Origin of the sequence: Herbaspirillum huttiense, assembly GCF_004367745.1 — a bacterium.
GTDB classification, from domain to species: domain Bacteria; phylum Pseudomonadota; class Gammaproteobacteria; order Burkholderiales; family Burkholderiaceae_D; genus Herbaspirillum; species Herbaspirillum huttiense.
On the sequence record NZ_CP037993.1, the window covers coordinates 811,235 to 831,833 of the forward strand.

General features: G+C 61.7%; 26 protein-coding genes. 10 read left to right on the forward strand and 16 right to left on the reverse strand.

Annotated elements, in window-relative coordinates; genetic code table 11:
- Positions 1 to 167 precede the first annotated feature (167 nt).
- The 6 genes from pyk (at position 168) to E2K99_RS03720 (ending at position 6,471) form a co-directional block, all read left to right on the forward strand.
- Entirely contained in the window at positions 168 to 1,601 is a 1,434-nt protein-coding gene (gene pyk / locus E2K99_RS03695) for a pyruvate kinase (protein ID WP_034331813.1), read from the forward strand.
- Positions 1,602 to 1,627: 26 nt separating this feature from the next.
- Complete coding sequence (gene fba, locus E2K99_RS03700) at positions 1,628 to 2,692, forward strand: class II fructose-bisphosphate aldolase (protein ID WP_006461735.1); 1,065 nt, start codon at positions 1,628 to 1,630, stop codon at positions 2,690 to 2,692.
- A 102-nt stretch (positions 2,693 to 2,794) separates the two neighbouring features.
- Positions 2,795 to 3,691 (forward strand): phosphoribosylaminoimidazolesuccinocarboxamide synthase, encoded by an 897-nt coding sequence (locus E2K99_RS03705; protein ID WP_134135463.1) that lies wholly within the window; start codon positions 2,795 to 2,797, stop codon positions 3,689 to 3,691.
- 12 nt (positions 3,692 to 3,703) lie between these two features.
- Positions 3,704 to 4,201 (forward strand): 5-(carboxyamino)imidazole ribonucleotide mutase, encoded by a 498-nt coding sequence (gene purE / locus E2K99_RS03710; RefSeq protein ID WP_034331809.1) that lies wholly within the window; start codon positions 3,704 to 3,706, stop codon positions 4,199 to 4,201.
- Complete coding sequence (locus E2K99_RS03715; RefSeq protein ID WP_134221378.1) at positions 4,198 to 5,403, forward strand: 5-(carboxyamino)imidazole ribonucleotide synthase; 1,206 nt, start codon at positions 4,198 to 4,200, stop codon at positions 5,401 to 5,403. The genes purE and E2K99_RS03715 overlap by 4 nt, the downstream gene beginning before the upstream one ends.
- 12 nt (positions 5,404 to 5,415) lie before the next feature.
- Positions 5,416 to 6,471, forward strand: coding sequence for an L-threonylcarbamoyladenylate synthase (locus tag E2K99_RS03720; RefSeq protein WP_134221379.1), 1,056 nt, complete (start codon positions 5,416 to 5,418; stop codon positions 6,469 to 6,471).
- A gap of 8 nt (positions 6,472 to 6,479) precedes the next feature.
- Here the strand turns inward: E2K99_RS03720 and E2K99_RS26040 are convergent, their stop codons facing one another.
- Positions 6,480 to 6,614: a hypothetical protein gene (locus E2K99_RS26040; RefSeq protein WP_276321816.1), complete on the reverse strand. Its 135-nt coding sequence runs from the start codon at positions 6,612 to 6,614 to the stop codon at positions 6,480 to 6,482.
- A 236-nt stretch (positions 6,615 to 6,850) separates the two neighbouring features.
- On the opposite strand from E2K99_RS26040, the gene E2K99_RS03725 reads away from it, so the two are divergent.
- On the forward strand, positions 6,851 to 7,600 hold the full coding sequence (locus E2K99_RS03725; RefSeq protein WP_134221380.1) for an OmpW/AlkL family protein: 750 nt from the start codon (positions 6,851 to 6,853) through the stop codon (positions 7,598 to 7,600).
- A 93-nt stretch (positions 7,601 to 7,693) separates the two neighbouring features.
- On the opposite strand, the gene E2K99_RS03730 is transcribed toward E2K99_RS03725, so the two are convergent.
- Complete coding sequence (locus E2K99_RS03730; protein WP_134221381.1) at positions 7,694 to 8,203, reverse strand: flavin reductase family protein; 510 nt, start codon at positions 8,201 to 8,203, stop codon at positions 7,694 to 7,696.
- Between the two features lie 205 nt (positions 8,204 to 8,408).
- Here E2K99_RS03730 and msrA point away from each other — a divergent pair, with 205 nt between their 5' ends.
- A complete protein-coding gene (gene msrA / locus E2K99_RS03735) occupies positions 8,409 to 8,942 on the forward strand; it encodes a peptide-methionine (S)-S-oxide reductase MsrA (RefSeq protein WP_134221382.1) in 534 nt (177 codons plus the stop codon).
- Positions 8,943 to 9,037: 95 nt separating this feature from the next.
- Here msrA and E2K99_RS03740 read toward each other — a convergent pair whose 3' ends face one another.
- The 5 genes from E2K99_RS03740 to E2K99_RS03760 form a co-directional block, all read right to left on the reverse strand.
- Positions 9,038 to 10,246 carry an SAM-dependent methyltransferase gene (locus E2K99_RS03740; RefSeq protein WP_134221383.1) on the reverse strand — a complete coding sequence of 403 codons (1,209 nt, stop codon included), beginning with the start codon at positions 10,244 to 10,246 and terminating at the stop codon, positions 9,038 to 9,040.
- 59 nt (positions 10,247 to 10,305) lie between these two features.
- Positions 10,306 to 10,941 carry a pyridoxamine 5'-phosphate oxidase gene (pdxH, locus tag E2K99_RS03745; RefSeq protein ID WP_134221384.1) on the reverse strand — a complete coding sequence of 212 codons (636 nt, stop codon included), beginning with the start codon at positions 10,939 to 10,941 and terminating at the stop codon, positions 10,306 to 10,308.
- 220 nt (positions 10,942 to 11,161) lie between these two features.
- Positions 11,162 to 11,734, reverse strand: coding sequence for a YceI family protein (locus E2K99_RS03750; protein ID WP_034332026.1), 573 nt, complete (start codon positions 11,732 to 11,734; stop codon positions 11,162 to 11,164).
- A 120-nt stretch (positions 11,735 to 11,854) separates the two neighbouring features.
- Positions 11,855 to 12,427 (reverse strand): YceI family protein, encoded by a 573-nt coding sequence (locus E2K99_RS03755; protein WP_134221385.1) that lies wholly within the window; start codon positions 12,425 to 12,427, stop codon positions 11,855 to 11,857.
- Positions 12,428 to 12,490: 63 nt separating this feature from the next.
- A complete protein-coding gene (locus tag E2K99_RS03760) occupies positions 12,491 to 13,015 on the reverse strand; it encodes a cytochrome b (RefSeq protein ID WP_039786260.1) in 525 nt (174 codons plus the stop codon).
- 45 nt (positions 13,016 to 13,060) lie between these two features.
- Between E2K99_RS03760 and E2K99_RS03765 the strand changes: the two genes are divergently transcribed.
- Complete coding sequence (locus E2K99_RS03765; protein ID WP_134221386.1) at positions 13,061 to 13,303, forward strand: hypothetical protein; 243 nt, start codon at positions 13,061 to 13,063, stop codon at positions 13,301 to 13,303.
- Positions 13,304 to 13,319: 16 nt separating this feature from the next.
- Here E2K99_RS03765 and purB read toward each other — a convergent pair whose 3' ends face one another.
- Positions 13,320 to 14,687 (reverse strand): adenylosuccinate lyase, encoded by a 1,368-nt coding sequence (gene purB, locus E2K99_RS03770; RefSeq protein WP_034332021.1) that lies wholly within the window; start codon positions 14,685 to 14,687, stop codon positions 13,320 to 13,322.
- Positions 14,688 to 14,928: 241 nt separating this feature from the next.
- Here purB and E2K99_RS03775 point away from each other — a divergent pair, with 241 nt between their 5' ends.
- Positions 14,929 to 15,543 (forward strand): glutathione S-transferase family protein, encoded by a 615-nt coding sequence (locus E2K99_RS03775; RefSeq protein WP_134221387.1) that lies wholly within the window; start codon positions 14,929 to 14,931, stop codon positions 15,541 to 15,543.
- Between the two features lie 108 nt (positions 15,544 to 15,651).
- Here the strand turns inward: E2K99_RS03775 and bfr are convergent, their stop codons facing one another.
- The 8 genes from bfr to mnmA all read right to left on the reverse strand — a co-directional run bounded on the left by bfr (position 15,652) and on the right by mnmA (position 20,566).
- A complete protein-coding gene (gene bfr / locus E2K99_RS03780; protein ID WP_008325625.1) occupies positions 15,652 to 16,131 on the reverse strand; it encodes a bacterioferritin in 480 nt (159 codons plus the stop codon).
- A gap of 276 nt (positions 16,132 to 16,407) precedes the next feature.
- Entirely contained in the window at positions 16,408 to 16,824 is a 417-nt protein-coding gene (locus E2K99_RS03785; protein ID WP_034332017.1) for an ExbD/TolR family protein, read from the reverse strand.
- Positions 16,824 to 17,555 (reverse strand): MotA/TolQ/ExbB proton channel family protein, encoded by a 732-nt coding sequence (locus E2K99_RS03790; protein ID WP_039786252.1) that lies wholly within the window; start codon positions 17,553 to 17,555, stop codon positions 16,824 to 16,826. Before E2K99_RS03790 ends, E2K99_RS03785 begins: the two co-directional genes overlap by 1 nt.
- A 95-nt stretch (positions 17,556 to 17,650) precedes the next feature.
- On the reverse strand, positions 17,651 to 18,349 hold the full coding sequence (locus tag E2K99_RS03795; RefSeq protein WP_034332015.1) for an energy transducer TonB: 699 nt from the start codon (positions 18,347 to 18,349) through the stop codon (positions 17,651 to 17,653).
- Positions 18,350 to 18,358: 9 nt separating this feature from the next.
- Complete coding sequence (locus E2K99_RS03800) at positions 18,359 to 18,586, reverse strand: (2Fe-2S)-binding protein (RefSeq protein WP_034332014.1); 228 nt, start codon at positions 18,584 to 18,586, stop codon at positions 18,359 to 18,361.
- 46 nt (positions 18,587 to 18,632) lie between these two features.
- Positions 18,633 to 18,953 (reverse strand): hypothetical protein, encoded by a 321-nt coding sequence (locus E2K99_RS03805; protein ID WP_088754613.1) that lies wholly within the window; start codon positions 18,951 to 18,953, stop codon positions 18,633 to 18,635.
- A gap of 98 nt (positions 18,954 to 19,051) precedes the next feature.
- Complete coding sequence (gene hemP / locus E2K99_RS03810; RefSeq protein WP_008325641.1) at positions 19,052 to 19,240, reverse strand: hemin uptake protein HemP; 189 nt, start codon at positions 19,238 to 19,240, stop codon at positions 19,052 to 19,054.
- Positions 19,241 to 19,459: 219 nt separating this feature from the next.
- Complete coding sequence (mnmA, locus tag E2K99_RS03815; RefSeq protein ID WP_134221388.1) at positions 19,460 to 20,566, reverse strand: tRNA 2-thiouridine(34) synthase MnmA; 1,107 nt, start codon at positions 20,564 to 20,566, stop codon at positions 19,460 to 19,462.
- Positions 20,567 to 20,599 lie beyond the last annotated feature (33 nt).

The window sequence follows — 20,599 nt, forward strand, 5'->3', positions numbered from 1 at the left end:
TTGCCGTGCGCAGCGCCCGGCTGTTCCATCCGAATTCTGAGTCTGTAGCACCACCAATGATGAACGCGTCCGAGACGCGCGTTCGGGGCGGAAGCTCTCCGCCTGATCGGCCCTGCATCGGGCCGGGCAGCGGGCTTCTATCACCAAGTCGCAACCAGAAGGTATTCATGTCCAGAGCAACAAAAATCGTCGCCACCATCGGTCCCGCTTCCAGCGACCGTGACACTTTGACCCGCATGATCCGCGCCGGCGTTGACGTCGTGCGTCTCAATTTCTCGCACGGCAAGCCGCAGGACCACATCGACCGCGCCACCCTGGTGCGCGAAGTGGCCGACGAATGCGGCAAGAAGGTCGCCATCATGGCCGACCTGCAAGGTCCCAAGATCCGCGTGGGCAAGTTCGAGAATGGCAAGATCATGCTGGCCAACGGCGACAAGTTCATCCTCGATTCCGATTGCCAGATGGGCAATCAGGAACGGGTGGGCCTGGACTACAAGGCATTGCCGCGCGACCTGAAGGGCAACGACGTGCTGTTGTTGAACGACGGCCTGATCGTGCTGAAGGTCGAACGCGTGATGGGCAACGAGATCCACACCGTGGTCAAGATCGGTGGCGAGCTGTCCAACAACAAGGGCATCAACCGCCAGGGCGGCGGCCTGTCCGCACCGGCCCTGACCGCCAAGGACATGGACGACATCAAGACCGCCATGAGCTTCCAGGCCGATTACGTCGCCGTGTCCTTCCCCAAGAACGCCACCGACATGGAAATGGCGCGCCAGTTGTCCAACGTGGCCGGTGAGCCTTTCGGCCACAAGCCGATGATGATCGCCAAGATCGAGCGCGCCGAAGCCATCCCGCTGCTGCAGGAAATCCTGGATGCCTCCGATGGCATCATGGTGGCCCGTGGCGACCTGGCCGTGGAAGTGGGCAATGCCGCCGTGCCGGGTTTGCAGAAGCGCATGATCAAGATGGCGCGCGCCTCCAACAAGCTGACCATCACCGCGACCCAGATGATGGAGTCCATGATCGTCAACGCCGTGCCGACCCGCGCCGAAGTGTCGGACGTGGCCAACGCCGTGCTGGATGGCACCGACGCCGTGATGACCTCGGCCGAGACCGCCTCCGGCAAGTATCCGGTGGAAACCGTGGAAGCCATGTCGGCCATCTGCCTGGAAGCCGAGCGCTCCGAGAACGTGCAGCTGGACGCCGATTTCCTGAACCTGCGCTTTACCCGCGTGGACCAGTCCATCGCTTATGGCGCGCTCTTTACCGCGCACCACCTGCGCGTGAAGGCCATCGCCGCGCTCACCGAATCCGGTTCGACGGCGCTGTGGATGAGCCGTCACAACATCGATATCCCGATCTTTGCGATCACCCCCAATGTCGCCACGCGCCGCAAGGCTTCGCTGTTCCGCAACGTGCATACGCTGGAACTGGCCCAGGCGCCCGACACCGAAGCCATGTTGAAGGGCGCCCAGGATCTGCTGCTGGCGCAAGGCGTGGTGCAGAAGGGTGACCTGATCGTCGTGACCTGGGGCGAGCCCATCGGCCAGGTCGGCGGCACCAATGCGCTGAAGATTCTGCGCGTTGGCGAGTACTGATTTTTCATCGTTCTGGAGTTTTCATCATGCCTCTCGTATCCATGCGTCAACTGCTGGACCATGCCGCCGAAAACGGTTACGGCCTGCCGGCGTTCAACGTCAACAACCTGGAGCAGGTCACTGCCATCATGGAAGCCGCCAATGAAGTCGGCGCGCCCGTGATCATGCAAGCCTCCGCCGGTGCCCGCAAGTACGCGGGTGAAGCCTTCCTGCGCCACCTGATCTCGGCGGCCGTGGAAGCCTATCCGCACATCCCCGTGGTGATGCACCAGGACCACGGCCAGTCGCCGGCGGTCTGCATGGCGGCCATCAAGTCCGGTTTCTCTTCCGTGATGATGGATGGCTCGCTGGAAGCCGACGGCAAGACCGTGGCCAGCTACGAGTACAACGTCGAAGTCTCGCGCAAGGTGGTCGAGTTCTCGCACGCCATCGGCGTGACGGTCGAAGCCGAACTGGGCGTGCTGGGTTCGCTGGAAACCATGAAGGGCGACAAGGAAGACGGCCACGGCGCTGACGGCACCATGACCCGTGAACAGCTGCTGACCGACGTCAACCAGGCTGCCGACTTCGTCAAGGCCACCCAGTGCGACGCGCTGGCCATCGCCATCGGTACTTCGCACGGCGCCTACAAGTTCTCGCGCAAGCCCACCGGCGACATCCTGGCCATCGATCGCATCAAGGAAATCCACGCCCGCATCCCCAACACCCACCTGGTGATGCACGGTTCTTCGTCGGTGCCGCAGGAACTGCTGGCCGAGATCCGCGAATTCGGCGGTGACATGAAGGAAACCTACGGCGTGCCGGTCGAAGAAATCCAGGAAGGCATCAAGCACGGCGTGCGCAAGATCAACATCGACACCGACATCCGTCTGGCCATGACCGGTGCGATCCGCCGCTACCTGTTCGAGAACCCGTCCAAGTTCGACCCGCGCGACTACCTCAAGCCTGCCCGCGAAGCCGCCAAGCTGGTCTGCAAGGCACGTTTCCTGTCCTTCGGCTGCGAAGGCCAGGCGGGCAAGATCAAGCCGGTCTCGCTGGAAAAGATCGCCGAGAAGTACAAGAGCGGCGAACTGGCACAGATCGTCCAGTAAGCACGCAAGCCGCTGAACGGCCTACGCCGGACGCAAGGCCCCACCGACCGGAATCGCCCTGAAAATGGCGGTTCCGGTTTTTGACTTTACGAGAAGACCACCATGAGCAGTCTCTACAAATCCTCGATCACTTCCCTGCCGCTGCTGGGCACAGGCAAGGTCCGCGAAAACTACGCCGTCGGCGACGACAAGCTGTTGATCGTGACCACCGATCGCCTGTCGGCCTTCGATGTCATCATGAACGAACCGATCCCCGGCAAGGGCAAGGTCCTGAACCAGATGAGCGATTTCTGGTTCGAGAAGCTGGGCCATATCGTGCCCAATCACCTGACCGGCGTCGATCCCGAGTCCGTGGTGAGCCCGGCCGAAGTGGAGCAGGTGCGCGGACGCGCCGTGGTGGCCAAGCGCCTGAAACCGATCCTGGTGGAAGCCGTGGTGCGCGGCTACATCATCGGTTCCGGCTGGAAGGATTACCAGGCCACCGGTGCGATCTGCGGCATCAAGCTGCCGGCCGGCCTGCAGCAGGCTTCCAAGCTGGAACAGCCGATCTTCACCCCGGCCGCCAAGGCCGACCTGGGCGAACACGACGAAAACATCAGCTTCGAAGAAACCGAAAAGCGCATTGGCACCGAACTGGCGCACAAGATCCGCGACGTCGCCATCCAGCTCTACAAGGAAGCCGCTGACTACGCGGCCACGCGCGGCATCATCATCGCCGATACCAAGTTCGAATTCGGCCTGGATGACAACGGCGTGCTGCACCTGATGGATGAAGTGCTGACGGCAGACTCTTCGCGCTTCTGGCCGGCGGACAGCTACCAGGTCGGCATCTCGCCGCCGTCCTTCGACAAGCAGTTCGTGCGCGATTACCTGGAAACCGTCGAGGGCTGGCAGAAGACCCCGCCGGCACCGGCGCTTCCGGCCGATGTGATCGAAAAGACCGGTGCCAAGTACCGCGAGGCGCTGGAACGCCTGACCGGCGAGAAGCTCAAGGACTGACGAGGACCGGACATGAACGATACTGTCAAACCGTTGATCGGCGTGGTCATGGGTTCGTCCTCCGACTGGGAGGTGATGCAGAATGCGGTCGCCATCCTGAAGGACTTTGGCGTGCCCTTCGAAGCCCAGGTGATCTCCGCGCACCGCATGCCGGACCAGATGTTCGCCTACGCCGAGAGCGCTCGCACGCGCGGCCTGCGCGCCATCATCGCCGGTGCCGGCGGTGCCGCGCACCTGCCGGGCATGATCGCTGCCAAGACCATCGTGCCGGTGCTGGGTGTGCCGGTGCCTTCGAAGTATCTGCGTGGCGAGGATTCGCTGTTGTCCATCGTGCAGATGCCCAAGGGTATTCCGGTGGCCACCTATGCCATCGGTGAAGCCGGTGCCGCCAATGCGGCGCTGTCGGCCATCGCCATGCTGGCCACCACTGACGCGGCCCTGGCTGAAAAGCTGGAAGCCTTCCGCAAGACCCAGACGCAAGTCGCCCTCGACATGAAGTTGCCTGTATGACCCAGCAGTCCGCCTCCACCCTTCGTCCCGCCGTTCCCTCGACCACGCCGGCCACCTGGCTGGGCGTGATGGGCGGTGGCCAGCTCGGCCGCATGTTCGCCCACGCGGCGCAGAGCATGGGCTTCAAGGTCGCCGTGCTGGAAGCCGATGCCGACTGCCCGGCCGGGCAGGTGGCGGACCGCCTCATCAACGCCGCCTACGACGACGGTGCGGCGCTGGCCGAACTGGGGGCGCTGTGTGCGGCCATCACGACCGAGTTCGAGAACGTCTCGGCCAAGAGCCTGGCCACGCTGGCGGCACAGACCTTCGTGGCACCGGCGGCTTCCGGCGTCTCGATTGCGCAGGACCGCACTGCCGAGAAGGCCTTCTTTACCGAATGCGGATCGCAGTCCGGCGTGCTGCCGGCCCCGCACCTGGTGATCAACAGCGAGGCTGATATCGATGGCCTCGATGCCAAGCTGCTGCCGGGCATCCTCAAGACGGCCCGCATGGGTTATGACGGCAAGGGCCAGGTGCGCGTGCGCACCATCGATGAAGTGCGTGCCGCTTTCGCCGCCATGAAGGGCGTGACCTGCGTGCTGGAAAAGATGCTGCCGCTGGCCTATGAAGTCTCGGTGCTGGTGGCGCGTGGTCATGACGGCCAGGCCGTGGTCTATCCGATTGCCGAGAACGTGCATCGCGATGGCATCCTCTTCACCACCACCGTGCCCGGTCCCAACATCAAGGCCGATGCCGCTGCGCGTGCGCAGCAGGCGGCTTTGCAGATCATCGGCGCGATGCACTACGTCGGTGTGCTCTGTATCGAATTCTTCGTGCTGGACGATGGTGCACTGGTGGTCAACGAGATGGCCCCGCGTCCACACAACAGCGGCCACTACACCATCGATGCCTGCGTCACCAGCCAGTTCGAACAGCAAGCCCGCGCCATGGCGCGCCTGCCGCTGGGCGATACGCGCCAGCATTCGCCCTCGGTGATGCTGAACATCCTCGGCGATGTCTGGTACGAGGATGACACGGACGCCCAGCGCGAACCGGCCTGGGATCAGGTGCTGGCACTGCCCGGTGCGCACCTGCACCTGTACGGCAAGGCGGAAGCGCGCCGTGGCCGCAAGATGGGCCATGTCACTTTCACCGGTGCCACGCTGGCCGATGCACAGCGCCAGCTGGCAGCCGCCTGCGCCATCCTCGGCATCACGCTGTAAGCGAGGCCGGCGATGAACGACAAGCGCGCTTCTTCCACTGTGTCCATCGACGTCGCGGCCATCATGCACGCCGCGCGCAAGCTGGAGCAGGGCGGGCTGGTGGCCTTCCCGACCGAGACCGTCTATGGCCTCGGCGGTGACGCCGAAAATCCGGCCGCCATTGCTGCCATCTATGCGGCCAAGGGACGTCCTGCCAATCATCCGGTGATCGTCCACGTTTCACCGGAAGCCGATATCGGCTACTGGGCCGCGTCGGTACCGGTGGAAGCGCGGCGCCTGATTGCCTCGTTCTGGCCGGGTCCGCTCACGCTGATCCTCAAGCGCGCCGCGCACATTCCCGATGCCGTGGCCGGTGGCCAGGATTCGGTGGGCGTGCGCTGCCCTTCGCATCCGGTGGCGCAAGCGCTGCTGCGCGAATTCCGTGGCGGCAAGGGCGGCATCGCCGGTCCCTCGGCCAACAAGTTCGGACACGTCAGCCCCACCACCGCCGAGCACGTGCGCGAGGAATTCGGCAGCGATGCCGACAGCCCGGTGGACTATGTGCTCGACGGCGGACAGAGCGAAGTGGGCATCGAGTCCACCATCGTCGACCTGTCCCGCATCGAGACCCATGGCCCGGTGCTGCTGCGCCCCGGCCAGATCAGCGCGGATCGTATTGCTGCCGTGCTGGGTGTGCCGCTGGCGACGCCCGACGCCACCGCACCGCGCGCATCAGGTACGCTCGATGCGCACTACGCACCGCATACGCCGGTGGTGCAGGTTGCGTCGGCCGAGCTGCCAGCGCTCCTGGGCAAGTTGGCTGGCATCGGTCAGAAGGTCGCGTTGATCCAGCGCGAATTCCGGGGTGATGGTGTGCCCGGCGTGACGGTGATCCGGCCCATGCCACTCACTGCCGATGCTTATGCCCACGATCTCTATGCCGCCCTGCGTGACATGGACCATGCAGGCGCAGACCTCATCGTGGTGGAATCCCTGCCCCTCAGCGCAGACTGGCAAGGCGTCAACGACCGCCTGCGCCGCGCGGCTTTCGATTCGCAGGGTTTGCTGGCGCGCCTGCTTCAGGGCTGAACGGCAGCTCAACCATAGTTCGCTCGTCCGCTCAGCCAGTGACCTGCCAGGGACAAGTCGTCGCTTTGTACTTCCTCCACGCCCCCGTTCTGCTGCGCCAGTACTGACTCGCCAGTCAGTACGCGGTTGCCAAAAGCAGACATGCACTATCGTGCTCTTCACATGTTCTATACAAAATGTGACAAAGCTGGCATAGTATCTCCACCGAATAGCACGCGCGTTCTTTTTGTTTCGTCAGCGTAAAAACCACGTACAGACCAGTTACGCAGGATTACGTTGAATAATGAAAAACGGTAACCAGCCGTGACAGTAATCCCGTCTATCGCCAGACATCGGGAATAAAAAATCCGGGCACTGCCCGCAACTCTTGGAGACAGCAATGCAAAAACAATTTTCCTTCCTGCCCAAACTCGCCGCATTGTCCGTGATGGCAGCGTGCGCTGCACCGGCCATGGCGCAGACCGCAGGCAGCAATATCGTCAACCTGGGCTGGTTCCACCTGGCTCCGCAGGATTCAAGCGAGATCCTGCGCAAGAACGATGGTCCGGGTGCTGGTCCGATTCCGGGTTCGGGTTCCACCGTGAACAGTGCGGATACTCTGGGTATCGCCTTCACCCACTTCCTGACCGACAACGTCTCGCTGACCGCTGACCTGGGCATTCCGCCGACCTTCAAGCTCGACGGCACCGGCACCTTGGCCGGCGTGGGCCAGATCGGCAAGGCCAAGCAATGGAGCCCGGCCATCGTGGCCAAATATCACTTCGGCGACGCCAACAGCACCTTCCGTCCCTTCGTCGGTGCCGGCGTGACCTACGTCTGGTACGACAACGTCGAACTGACCGATACCTTCCAGCGCACCATCTCCAGCAAGTACACCAACGGTGCCGTCACCGGTGCCAAGTCCAGCGCCAACCTGAGCTCCTCGTGGGCCCCGGTGCTGACCGTGGGTGCCAACTACAACTTCGACAAGAACTGGTCCGTGGGCCTGTCCGTGTCCTACATCCCGCTCAAGACCAATGCCGACATCACCACCGAGCTGCCCGCTGCAGCAGGTGGCACGACGCACTCGAGCACCAGCCTGACGATCAACCCGATCGTCAGCTTCCTGTCGGTGGGCTACAAGTTCTAAGACCGGAACACTGCTGCAAAAAAATGGCACCCGGAGCAATCCGGGTGCCATTTTCTTTTGGGCAGCTGCCTCAAAGCACAGCAGACGCGCTGTTCAGAAAGCCTCAGTCTTCGTGAACCGGCCGTTGTGGAAGACCAGCGCGGCCTGCGGGTCGACTTCGCACTGTTCCACCTCGCCCACGAAGATGACGTGGTCGCCTTCCGGATACTGGCTGCGGTTGTGGCATTCGAACCAGGCCGAGGCCCCATCCAGAATCGGCTGGCCGGTGCGCGAGAGCTTGTAGGCCACGCCTTCGAAGCGGTTCTCCATCTTGCTGGCGAATTGCTGCGCCAGATGTGCCTGCTCGGCGCTGAGGATGTTGATCACGTAATGCGAATTGCCGGAGAACACCGGCAGGCTGTTGGCGCGTGTGCCGAGGCTCCACAGCACGAGTGGAGGATCCAGCGAAACCGAATTGAAGGAGCTGGCGGTCAGGCCCAGGAGGGTGCCATCGGCCAGGCGGGTCGTGATGACGGTGACCCCTGTGGCGAACTGCGACAGGGCCTGGCGGAAATGCGCCGCGTCGAACTGACGCGCTTCGGCGCGGGGAAAGCGTGTGTGCATCGGGAGTCTGCTTGGAGGTCGAAGCGCTGCGGCCTGCACCTTGCGGCCAGCCGGTCAATGCGCGGAGATGCACATGATAACGGATCGCGCGCAGTCTTGCCGTGCGGGCTGGGCTTGGATGACTTGAGAATGCTTCACATCGGCCTCACTTGAAGTGCTGAATTGGAGTAAAGTTTTACAACAAGCAACTTAACGGGAGAACATCATGGCCACGGAAATTGCAGTACTCGGCGGCGGCTGCTTCTGGTGCCTGGAAGCGGTGTACCAGCAGGTCAAGGGCGTGCAGTCGGTGGAGTCCGGCTATACCGGCGGCAGTGTGGTCAATCCCAGCTACGAGCAGGTGTGCGGCGGCCAGACCGGGCATGCGGAAGTAGTCAAGCTGGCCTTCGATACGCAGCAGATCAGCTTCCGCGAGATTCTGGAAATTTTCTTCACCATCCATGACCCGACCACGCTGAACCGCCAGGGCAATGACGTCGGTACGCAGTATCGTTCAGTCATCTATTATCAGGACGAGACCCAGCACGAGACGGCCAAGCACATCATCGCCGAGATGGCCTTGGTGTGGGATGCGCCCATCGTGACCGAACTGTCGCCGCCACAGACCTACTATCGCGCCGAGGACTATCACCAGAACTACTTCGTGCAGCATCCCTTCCAGGGCTACTGCGCCTTCGTGGTGGCGCCCAAGGTGGCCAAGCTGCGTGAGGTGTTTGCCGAGAAGAGCAAGCCGGAATAAATTCTCGCCGGCGTTAAGACGTCCCAAGTACCACGTACAACGGGCCTGCCTCCGGGAAGAGGGCAGGCCCGTTGCTTGATGGGGCTGGCGAATGCTTATTGTTGTGCGTAGATGTACTTGCGCGACCACGGCAGCTGCTGTGCGCTGCGGCCGGCCTTGGTGCAGATGACCTGATACAGCGAGATCCAGTCGCGTTCGAAACCGTAGGCGCTGCCGGCCAGGTAAACGCGCCAGATACGGTAGCGCTTCTCGTCGGTCACGCGATGGATGGCGTCGGCATTGGCTTCGAAATTGTCGGCCCACAGGCTGCAGGTGCGGGCATAGTGGCGTCGCAGGTTTTCGACGTCGAAGGCTTCCAGGCCGCCTTCCTGCATGGTCCGCAGCACCGTGCTGATGTGCGGCAGTTCGCCGGCGGGGAACACGTACTTGTCGATGAATTCACCGGCCCCATAGGGCGACTCGCCATTCTCGATATCGGTGCTGGTAATGCCGTGGTTCATGGCCATGCCGCCATCGGCCAGCAGCTTCCTGATCTGGGCAAAATACGTCGGCAAATTCTTGATGCCCACATGCTCGAACATGCCCACCGAGGTGATGCGGTCAAAGGTGCCGGTGACGTCACGGTAGTCCTGCAGGCGAATCTCGATGCGGTCGCCGAGTCCGGCCGCTTCCACCCGCTCACGTGCCAGCGCGTACTGGTTGTTGGAGAGCGTCACCCCCACGCAGCGCGCGCCGAATTTCTGCGCCGCCCGCAGCACCAGCGCGCCCCAGCCGCAGCCGATGTCCAGCAGGGTCTGGCCGGGCTTGAGCTGGATCTTCTCCAGGATGTGGTCGATCTTCTTGAGCTGGGCCGTGGCCAGATCCTCGTCACCGTTCTCGAAGTAGGCGCAGGAATACACCATGTTCTCGTCCAGGAACAGCTTGTAGAAATCGTTGGAAACGTCGTAGTGATACTGGATGGCTTCGGCGTCCCGCTTTTTGGTGTGCGTCACGCTGCGCACCATGCGGCCCAGACGGCCCTCGGCCTTGAGGGTATTGGACGCCAGACCGTTGGCGACCTGGATGATGCTCTTGACCTTGCCCTCGACCTCGATCTTGCCTTCGACGTAGGCCTCGCCCAGATTGGCCAGCGAGGGCGTGAGCAGTGACGTGATGGCTGAAGCGTGCGGAACCTTGAGCGTGACTTCAGGTGTACCGCTGCTGAAGTCGTAATGCTGTCCGTTCCACAGCTCCAGCCGCAGTGGCAGGGCCGACACATTGCGAATGTTTTCTACCCAGGCGTCTAGCTTCTTTTCCCAAAACACGATGTCCTCCGCGTCAGTGATGAATGCTGATCGGCCCTGCCAGGCATCGTGCGATGTCGTCAGGGCTGCAGGCGCTGCCGTTGCCACTGGCCATCATCGGAGCGCGTGTAGAGCACGCGGTCGTGCATGCGGGAGGGGCGGCCTTGCCAGAATTCGATGCGATCGGGAATCACGCGGTAGCCGCCCCAATGTTCCGGGCGGGTCGGATGGTCCCCGAACTGCTGCTTGCTTGCTTCGTATTGCTGTTCCAGCGTCTCGCGGCTGGCGACGGTCCGGCTCTGCTGCGAGGCGATCGCGCCGAGCTGGCTGGCCAGGGGGCGACTGTAGAAGTACGCGTCGCTCTCTTCCTTGGTCACGCGCTCGATCTTTCCTTCGATGCGGACCTGGCGTTCAAGTTCGACCCAGTGGAACAGCAGCGCCACGTACGGATTCTCCGCTACATCGACGCCCTTGCGGCTGTCGTAATTGGTAAACCAGGTAAAGCCCAGCTGATCGAACTGCTTGATCAGCACGATGCGCGACGACGGCCGTCCATCGGCCCCGACGGTGGCCACGCTCATGGCGTTGGGCTCGGGGATCTGCGCCTTGGTCGCTTCGTCGAACCAGACTGCAAACTGGTCAACGGGATCGGCGGCAGTGTCGAGTTCGGACAAACTGGCGCGGCTGTAGTCTTTACGTAGGTCAGCTAACGACATGCTTCTTGCTCCTTGGGGAGTGGCGCTAGATTAGCGCGTTTCAAAATGTTTTGCAGAGCAGCAAAACGGCGAATGCGAGCCATTGTGCGGCCTGGCGGCCGCTTGCTCCATGATCGCAAGCAAGGCGCGCCAATAAAAAAGCCGATGCATTATCGCATCGGCTTTCGTGGTTTGCCGGGGCCGGAGCAGGTCCGGCCGCTTCAGGCAAGCGCGAGCAGGATCAGTTGGTCTTGACGGCTTCGACCTGGATGGCCAGCTTGGTCTCCATCGAGAAACCATACTTGGCACCGTAGTCGATACCGAAATCGGCGCGGTTGAAGGAGGCCGATGCATCGCCGCCGCAGACCTCACGCTTGAGCATCGGGTGCTGGATGCAGGTGAACTTGTTCAGGGTCAGGGTGACCGGCTTGGTCACGCCGTGCAGGGTCAGTTCGCCTTCGACGGTGGCCGGCTTGTCGCCGTTGAACTTGATGTTGCCCTTGTATTGGGCGGTCGGGTACTTGGCGACGTCGAACATGTCGGCGCTCTTGGCGTGATCGTTCATCTTGGCCATGCCGAAGTCGATGGAGGCGGTATCGATGGTGATGTCGACGGTGCCGGTCTTGGCAGCGCGATCCAGGGTCACGGTGCCGCTGGTCTTGTCGAACTTGCCGCGCCAGATGGACACGCCCATGTGGTCCGCTTCGAAGCTGGGGTAGGTGTGGCTGGGGTCGATGCTGTAGGTGTCGGCAGCGTTGGCGGAGACGGCGGCACCGGCGGCGACCAGGGCGAGCAGGAGGTGATTCAGTTTCATTTGTTTGGATTCCTTGAGTGAAAAAAACCGCAGGGGAGCCCGCCCCTTGCAGGGCGGTGCGTCATGGCGCGGAACGACTTTTATTGATGTTGTTGAGGCTGTTGATGCTGTTGCTACGAATTACTGGGCCACGATGTGGAACTTGATCGTCACTTCATCGGCCACCATGCCGGTATCCTTCCACTCGCCTTCACCGACGTTGTAGGTCAGGCGCTTGATGGGCAGGGTACCGTCGAAGACCTGGGCGGCACCGTCCTTCTTGACGGTCAGCGGGAAGCTGACATCGGTGCTCTTGCCCTTGATGGTCAGCTTGCCGGCCACGTCATACTTGCCGGCGCCAGCGGCCTTGATGCTGCTGGCCACGAAGCTGGCCTTGGGGAATTGGGCGGCGTTGAACCACTCCTTCTTCTGCACTTCCTTGTTGTACTCGGCTTCACCCAGGTCGAAGCTGGCGACGTCGATCTCCACCGACGCCTTGCCTTGTTCCGGCTTGGTGGCGTCGAAGTCGATGGCGGCGTTGAACTTCTTGAACTTGGCATCGACCGGGACGTTGAGTTGCTTGAAGGTGGCGGTGACGCTGCTCTTGGCGGCATCCACCTTCAGCGGGGCTGCGTGGGCGGAGAGGGTGAAGGCAGCAGCGGCCAGGGCCAGCAGGGAGGGTTTGAGGAAGCGGGTGGAGCGAGTGGAGGTCATGTCGGGTTCCGTAAAAAAACGAGCAATATGAATGATCTTGCGTAGCGTGCGGCGTGCAGGGGATCAGGGCAGCATGCGTTTGAAGATATTGTCACGATCGATGAACTGATGCTTGAGCGCGGCCAGCACGTGCAGGGCAAAGGCGGCCAGCAGGGTCATGTTGAGCCAGTAGTGGGTGGCCTTGAGCAGCGGCTTCCACTCCGGATTCGGGGCAATCAGCACCGGCAGCGGCACCACGCCCAGGTAGACCACCGGTACGCCGGCGGCCAGGCTGTAGAAATAACCGGAGACGGGAATGGCGAACATCAGCACGTACAGGCCAAGGTGCAGCCCGTGTGCCGCCGACTGTTGCCAGCCCGGCATGTTGGCCGGATAGGCCGGTGCCTTGTGCGTGAGACGCCACAGCAGACGCACGCAGACCAGCGCCAGTACGGTCACGCCCAGCCACTTGTGCCAGGAAAAATACTTCAGCTTGGTCGGGGTCAGGCCGGGAATGTCGACCATGGTCAGCCCCAGGCCGAAGGCGGAGATGATCAACAGGGCAATCAGCCAGTGCAGCAGCACGGCGGGTTTGGTATAGCGTTCCATAGGATGTGGCGAGCGTAGGTGGCGTTTGGAGCGGCTGGCTCTGCAATGGTTCTGCAGGGCGGGCGGGCCGGGCTGGCGTCGCGAAATCCGCGAAGATTCCGGGCGGCAAGCGATCATGCCACTCTTTTTGACCCTGCTGAGTATAAAGAGCTTTCGCTGCTCGTATTACTCGCCGAAATGGCACTTCAGCCATCCGGTTTTGCGAGTAATCCTAACAATGATTCAGGTTTTGGTGGCGCCAATGAAAAATGGCGCACATTGCTGTGCGCCATTCGTTCATTTTGCTGATCGTTGATGAGAACTATCAGATCTGCTTGGCCAGTTCCACGGCGGTACCGATGTAGTTGGCCGGGGTCATGGCCAGGAGGTGGTCCTTGGCTTCTTGCGGGATGGCCAGGCCATTGATGAAGTCGCGCAGGGCATCCTTGGAAATGCCCTTGCCGCGGGTCAGTTCCTTCAGCTGCTCATACGGATTCTCGATGCCATAGCGGCGCATGACGGTCTGCACCGGTTCGGCCAGCACTTCCCAGGTGGCGTCGAGGTCGTCGGCCAGGCGCTGCGGGTTCACTTCCAGCTTGTTCAGGCCGCGCAGGCAGCTGTCGTAGGCCAGCAGGGTGTAGCCGAAGCCCACGCCGATGTTGCGCAGCACGGTGGAGTCGGTCAGGTCACGCTGCCAGCGCGAGACCGGCAGCTTTTCGGCCAGGTGCTTCAGGACGGCGTTGGCCATGCCCAGGTTGCCTTCGGAGTTTTCAAAATCGATCGGGTTGACCTTGTGCGGCATGGTCGAGGAACCGATTTCGCCAGCCTTGGTGCGCTGCTTGAAGTAGCCCAGGGAGATGTAGCCCCAGATGTCGCGGTTCAGGTCCAGCAGGATGGTGTTGGTGCGGGCTACGGCATCGAACAGTTCGGCCATGTAGTCGTGCGGCTCGATCTGGATGGTGTAGGGGTTGAAGGTCAGGCCCAGGCGCTTCTCCACGACTTCCTTGGAGAAGGCCGCCCAGTCGGTCTGCGGGTAGGCCGACAGGTGGGCGTTGTAGTTGCCCACGGCACCGTTCATCTTGCCCAGGATCTCGACGCTGGCGATGCGCTTGGCGGCACGTTGCAGGCGCGCCACGACGTTGGCCACTTCCTTGCCCAGGGTGGTCGGGCTGGCCGGCTGGCCGTGGGTGCGCGAGAGCATCGGCACGGCGGCGTGTTCGTGGGCCAGGGCGGTCAGCTTGGCGATCACGGCTTGCAGCGAGGGCAGCAGCACGGTGTCGCGCGCGGCCTTCAACATCATGCCGTGCGAGGTGTTGTTGATGTCTTCGGAGGTGCAGGCGAAGTGAATGAATTCGGAGGCGGCCACCAGTTCGGGCACATCCTTCACTTGTTCCTTGAGCCAGTATTCCACGGCCTTGACGTCGTGGTTGGTGACGGCTTCGATTTCCTTGATGCGGGCGGCGTCGGCTTCGGTGAAGTCGGCAGCCAGCTTGTCCAGCAGCGCGCGGGCCTCAGGCGAGAACGGCTTGATCTCGGCGAAACCAGCTTCGGACAGCGCCTGCAGCCAGGCAATCTCGACCTTCACGCGATGGTGCATGAAGCCCGCTTCAGACAGCAGCGGACGCAGTTGATCGGTCTTGGAGGCGTAGCGGCCGTCCAGCGGGGACAGGGCCGAGAGAGCGGAGAGGGACATGATGGAAACGATGGAAACGGAAGAGATGCGTTGACTGAAGATTGGCGAGTTTTGGCAGGCTTTTATGCCAAAACCCGAATCGCCTGAGCCCGGCATTTTACCATCGGCACGCCGGCCGGCCCAATTTTCCCGTCCGGCCCAGTCCTGATGGACCGTTGCATTCCGTTCCTGGCGCGATTCTTCATAAATTTGTCAGGAAATGCGAATGTTATAATCGAGTGAGATTATTACTCCACACGCTATGCTAAAACTCATCGGCTCCAATGCCAGTCCGTTCGTGCGCAAGGTGCGCGTCGTGATGGCCGAAAAAAAGATCGATTACGAATTCATCCTGGAAGATGTCTGGAGTGCATCGACCACCATCCAGGAAAGCAATCCGCTGGGCAAGGTGCCCTGCCTGCTGATGGATGATGGCGGTGCCATGTTCGATTCGCGGGTGATCGTCGAATATCTCGACACCCTGACGCCGGTCGGCAAGCTGCTGCCGCCCAATGGCCGCGAGCGCGCCGAGATCAAGTGCTGGGAAGCGCTGGCCGATGGCGCTCTGGATGCCGCCGTGCTGGTGCGCCTGGAAAAGACCCTGCGTCCGACCAAGCAGCAGAGCCCCGAATGGATCAAGCGCCAGTGGAGCAAGGTGGAAGCTTCGTTGAAGGCGATGGCCGATGGCCTGGGAGAAAAGCCCTTCTGCGTGGGCAACCATTACACCCTGGCGGACGTGGCCGTGGGCTGTGCGCTGGGGTGGCTGGCGTTCCGCTTCCCCGACCTGGCCTGGCGTGAGGATTATCCGCAACTGGCGCGGCTGTTCGACAAGGTGTCGGAACGGACCAGCTTCAAGGAAACCGTACCGCATCTGTGAGGTGCAGGGCCATGGGCCCTTCGCCATCGGTCTTTCACCAAGTTTGGTGATGACGTAAAAAGCGCGCTCCGAGGAGCGCGCTTTTTGTTTGCCCTGGGCTGCTTGCGATTACTCGCTGGCCGGGGACATCTGGCTTTGCAGGTAATTCTGGATACCGACCTTGTCGATCAGGTCCAGTTGGGTTTCCAGCCAGTCGATGTGTTCTTCGGTGTCGTCCAGGATCATCTGGAACAGTTCGCGCGAGACGTAATCGCCATGCTGTTCGCAGGTGGCGATGCCTTCCTTGACGGTCTTGTGGGCCGCCTGCTCCAGCTTCAGGTCACACTGCAGCATTTCCTGGGTGTTCTCGCCGATCATCAGCTTGTGCAGCGCCTGCAGGTTGGGCAAGCCGTCCAGCATCAGGATGCGGTCGATCAGCTTGTCAGCGTGCTTCATTTCGCCGATGGATTCGGCGTATTCCTTGGCACCGATCTTGTCCAGGCCCCAGTGCTTGTACATGCGGGCATGCAGGAAGTACTGGTTGATGGCTGTGAGCTCATTGGTCAGTTGAGCATTGAGCAACTTGATGACTGCGGGATCGCCTTTCATGGGGATTACCTTTAAGAATTGATGTAAGAGGAAAACCGCGTTAATTATGGGTGACTGTATAGCTGCCTGACCGCGGACCGACGGATCATAGTCCAGATGCCTGCATTGTTCAGCAAGAATTAGCGGTAATCATTCTTACTTTGGTTGGCGTATGAAGGAAAAAGCAAAAAACCTCCGTCGCCAGGCGAGGGAGGTTTTCGGTTGCAGGCCCGTGGCGCAGGGCTTGCCGGGAAGTGCCGGGGGGGCACTTCCCTTGGGTGTAGCGACTGCTGAAGTTTATTTCTTGTCAGGATCGGTCACGAAACCGATCTTGGTCAGCCCACCAGACTGCGCCGCCGACATCACCTGCGCCACTTTTTCATACTGGGTGGTGCGCTCGGCGCGCAGGTGCATTTCCGGTTGCGGCTGCTTCTGGGCGGCCACGGCGATGCGGGCGCTCAGTTCGCTGCTGTCGATCTTTTCTTCATTCCAGAACACGTTGCCGGCCGCATCGATGGACAGGTTGATGCTTTCCGGCTTCACCTGGTCCGGCTGGCTGCTGGCCTTGGGCAGGTCGATCTTGACCGCATGGTTCATCACCGGGATGGTGATGATGAAGATGATCAGCAAGACCAGCATCACGTCCACCAGCGGGGTGGTGTTGATCTCGGGATTGAAATCGTCGTCCGAATCGGACAGGGAACCCATACCCATCATGCCCTCCCGACTGCGGTCAGCTTGGCCTTGCCGCCATTGGGCTGGCCGTCTTCACCGGCGGCGCGGGCACCGGTGACGAACAGGGCGTGCAGGTCGAAGCCGAACTTGTTGAGCTTGGCGATGGTGGTCTTGTTGCCGCGTACCAGGGCGTTGTAGCCGAAGGTGGCGGGAATGGCCACGGCCAGGCCCAGCGCGGTCATGATCAGGGCTTCGCCGACCGGGCCGGCGACCTTGTCGATGCTGGCCTGGCCGGTGGTGCCAATGGAGACCAGCGCGTGGTAGATGCCCCAGACGGTGCCGAACAGGCCCACGAACGGTGCGGTCGAGCCGACCGAGGCCAGCACGGCCATGCCGGTCTGCAGCTTGCCGGAGGCTTCGTCGATGGCCTGGCGCAGCGACAGGGTGACCCAGTCGCTCACCGACAGTTGATCGTGAAGGTGGCCCTTGTGGGCGGTGTGGTGGCTCATGGCCGTGACGCCGGCCTTCGCCACTTCGGCGAAAGGATTGTCATGGCCCAGGGTGGCCACGCCTTCGGGCAGGCTGGTGGTATCCCAGAACTGGTGGCCGGCGGCGGCCGAGGCCTTGCGGAAACGCAGCAGCTGGAAGGCCTTGGTGAAGATCACGTACCAGGACGCGATCGACATGGCCAGCAACAGGACGGCGACGCCCTTGGTAACGAAATCGCCTTGGGCCCAGAGGCTTTCCAATCCGTACGGACTAACTTCCATGATGTTTCCTTCTATTTTTGGCTATCAGATGAGGGGAATGATGAAACGAAATGACTGCCTGGCCGGGCAAGACCCGGCCAGGCGAGATGCTTTGCTCAGTTCAGGCGGAAGGCCAGGCTGCCGACCGTGCTGACGGTGATGGCCTTGCCGTTCTCGATGTAAGGCTTGAAGACGGCGCGCATCACGGCGCTGCGGGCGGCATCGTCCAGGCGCGAATAACCGGAGGACTTGGTGATCTCGACCTTTTCGGCGCGGCCGCTGGTGTTGACGGTCACGCGGAATTCCACCACGCCTTCTTCACCCATGCGGCGCGAGACGCTGGGATACGTCGGGTTCGGCTTCTCGATATATTCGATACCGGAAGTGATCTGCTTGGGCAGGACCGGGCCAGGCGGTGCGGCGGGGGCCGGCGTCGGTTCGGCAGCCACCTGCGGAGCCGGTGCAGCCGGTTGCGGCGGCTGGGGCGGCGCAGTGATGGCAGTTGGTGCCGGCGTTTCGGTGACGGGAACCGGCTTGGGCGGTGCCACCACCTTCTTGACGATCTTCACCTGCTTGGGCGGCGCCGGCTCGGCCTTGGGCGGCGCGGGCTCGGGGGCCTTCTCGGGGACGATGAAGGTGGCGATGACTTCCTTGGGAACGGCGCTGGCGACCTGGTGGACCAGGCCGCTTTGCAACGCCCAGAAAAAGGCGATGTGCAACAGGATGATCAGGCCCAGCGGGCCGATCTTGCGTACCTGGCGCATCAGGGCGCTGGGTGGGCTGACACTCATGAGAGACGGTGAAATGGCGTTCATTGATCTGGTTCAGGCGGCGGCCAGTGACGGATGGAATACTACCGGACGCACACCTTGCTGTGTTTGACGGGAACTGCTGAGGCATTCGCGCAGGACGTTCTTGGCGCAGGAATGGCACTTGCCGCAGCAGGTGCCCACGCCAAGCTGCTTGCGCAGCTCGGCCATGGACGACACGCCTGCATCGACCGCCTGATGGATCTTGCCTTCAGAGATGTTGTTACAAACACATACGATCATTTTACGCCTTGCTGCCTGCTTCATCAGGCTCTTGACTTGACGATGGCTAAGTTCTCGCTCCTGCAACCATGCGCGAGAAGAAGTTGAATTTTTCCTGCGGCGGCATCGTGCGCTCCACTACATGCGCCCATTGTTCCGACAGCTGTTGGCAGGTGGCCCGCAGCACCGGTGCCAGGTTGGGCAGATCCGCCAGGGCCTTGAGGTGTCTTTCGATCACCGAGGCCAGCTTCACGCAGCTCTGCGTTTCCTGGCTGTTGTTGGCGGTGTAGTGCGACATCAGATGCAGCACGGCGGACACCAGAAGTTCAGGCTGGGCCGGTGCGTTGCTCGGTTCCACGAATGTGGACGTCATGTTCTCGTTGACCATCAAACTCTCCTCGCTGGGCTAGCTTGGCTGGCGGTGCGTCATGACGAGCGACGCTGGCTGGCCTGTTTATGGATCCACCTTGTCTTGATACTGCCGGCTTATGCCGTCAGGATCAGCTTGTTCAGCTGGGTCAGACGCAATTTGTAGATGCGACCGCCGTGATCAATCTCAAGCTCGCGCATCTGACGGAACAGGTCCGTACTCTTGATGCGGGTGATCGGCGTTCCGTTGGCGGTCGTGCCCGGCTTGTTGCGACGGTCCATGCTGTTGTCGTTCAGTTGGCTCATTACAATCACCTCCTATTAAATGCGAACAATTCTTATTTAGATTATTTGCGATTTGCGGCGGGATTGCAAGTGCTTTTATCGGTGTGATTGATAATTTTTATCATTTAGGGTCTTACAGGAAACACTTCCAGCCTATCAAGGCTGTCAAGCTTGCCTAAAAGAAAATGCCCCGGCGCGAAGATCGCGCGCGGGGCATCCGATAGTTGCCTCTATGAAAGCTTAATCCGGCAGGGCTCCGCTTTCGATGATGCCGCCCCCCAGGCAGACGTCGCCGTCATAGAGCACTGCCGACTGGCCCGGCGTGACCGCCCATTGCGGGGTGTCGAAGGCCAGCGAGAAGCTGCTGCCGGCATCGGCAAAGCCACAGGGAACATCCGCCTGGCGATAGCGCGTCTTGGCCGACAAGGCCGGCAGTTGCGGCGCGTGGCCCGCCACCCAGCTGAGCTGGCCGGCCGAGAGGGTCGGCGAGAGCAGCCAGGGGTGGTCATGCCCCTGGACGATGTAGAGCGTATTGTTTTCCACATCCTTGCGGGCCACGTACCAGGCGTCGCCATGGCCATCGGCATTCTGGTGCGCCTTCAGGCCGCCGATGCCGATCCCCTTGCGCTGGCCCAGCGTGTAGAAGGACAGGCCCACGTGCTCGCCCACGGTCTGGCCGTCGGCGGTCTTGATCGGGCCGGGCTTGTAGGACAGGTAGCGGTTCAGGAATTCACGGAAAGGACGCTCGCCGATGAAGCAGATGCCGGTCGAGTCCTTCTTCTTCGCGTTTGGCAGTTGCAGCTGCTCGGCGATCTTGCGCACTTCGGTCTTGTGGATCTCGCCCAGGGGGAACACCGTGCGCGAGAGCTGCTCCTGGTTCAGACGATGCAGGAAATAGCTCTGGTCCTTGCTGGCGTCGAGCGCCTTGAGCAACTGGAAGTCACCCTGCGGCCCCTGGCGCACGCGCGCGTAGTGGCCGGTGGCGATCAGGTCGGCACCCAGCTTCATGGCGTGGTCGAGGAAGGCCTTGAACTTGATCTCGGCGTTGCACAGCACGTCAGGATTGGGCGTGCGCCCGGCCTGGTATTCACGCAGGAATTCGGCAAAGACGCGATCCTTGTATTCGGAAGCAAAATTCACTGCCTCGATATCCACCCCGACCACATCGGCCACGCTGACCGCGTCGATCCAGTCTTCGCGGGTGGAACAGTATTCCGAATCGTCGTCGTCTTCCCAATTCTTCATGAACAGGCCGATGACCTCATAGCCTTGCTCCTTCAGCAGCCATGCCGAAACCGACGAATCCACGCCGCCCGACATGCCGATGACTACTCTTTTCTTGCTCATGTTGTTTCCGTTCAATGCGGCCATCCATAAAGA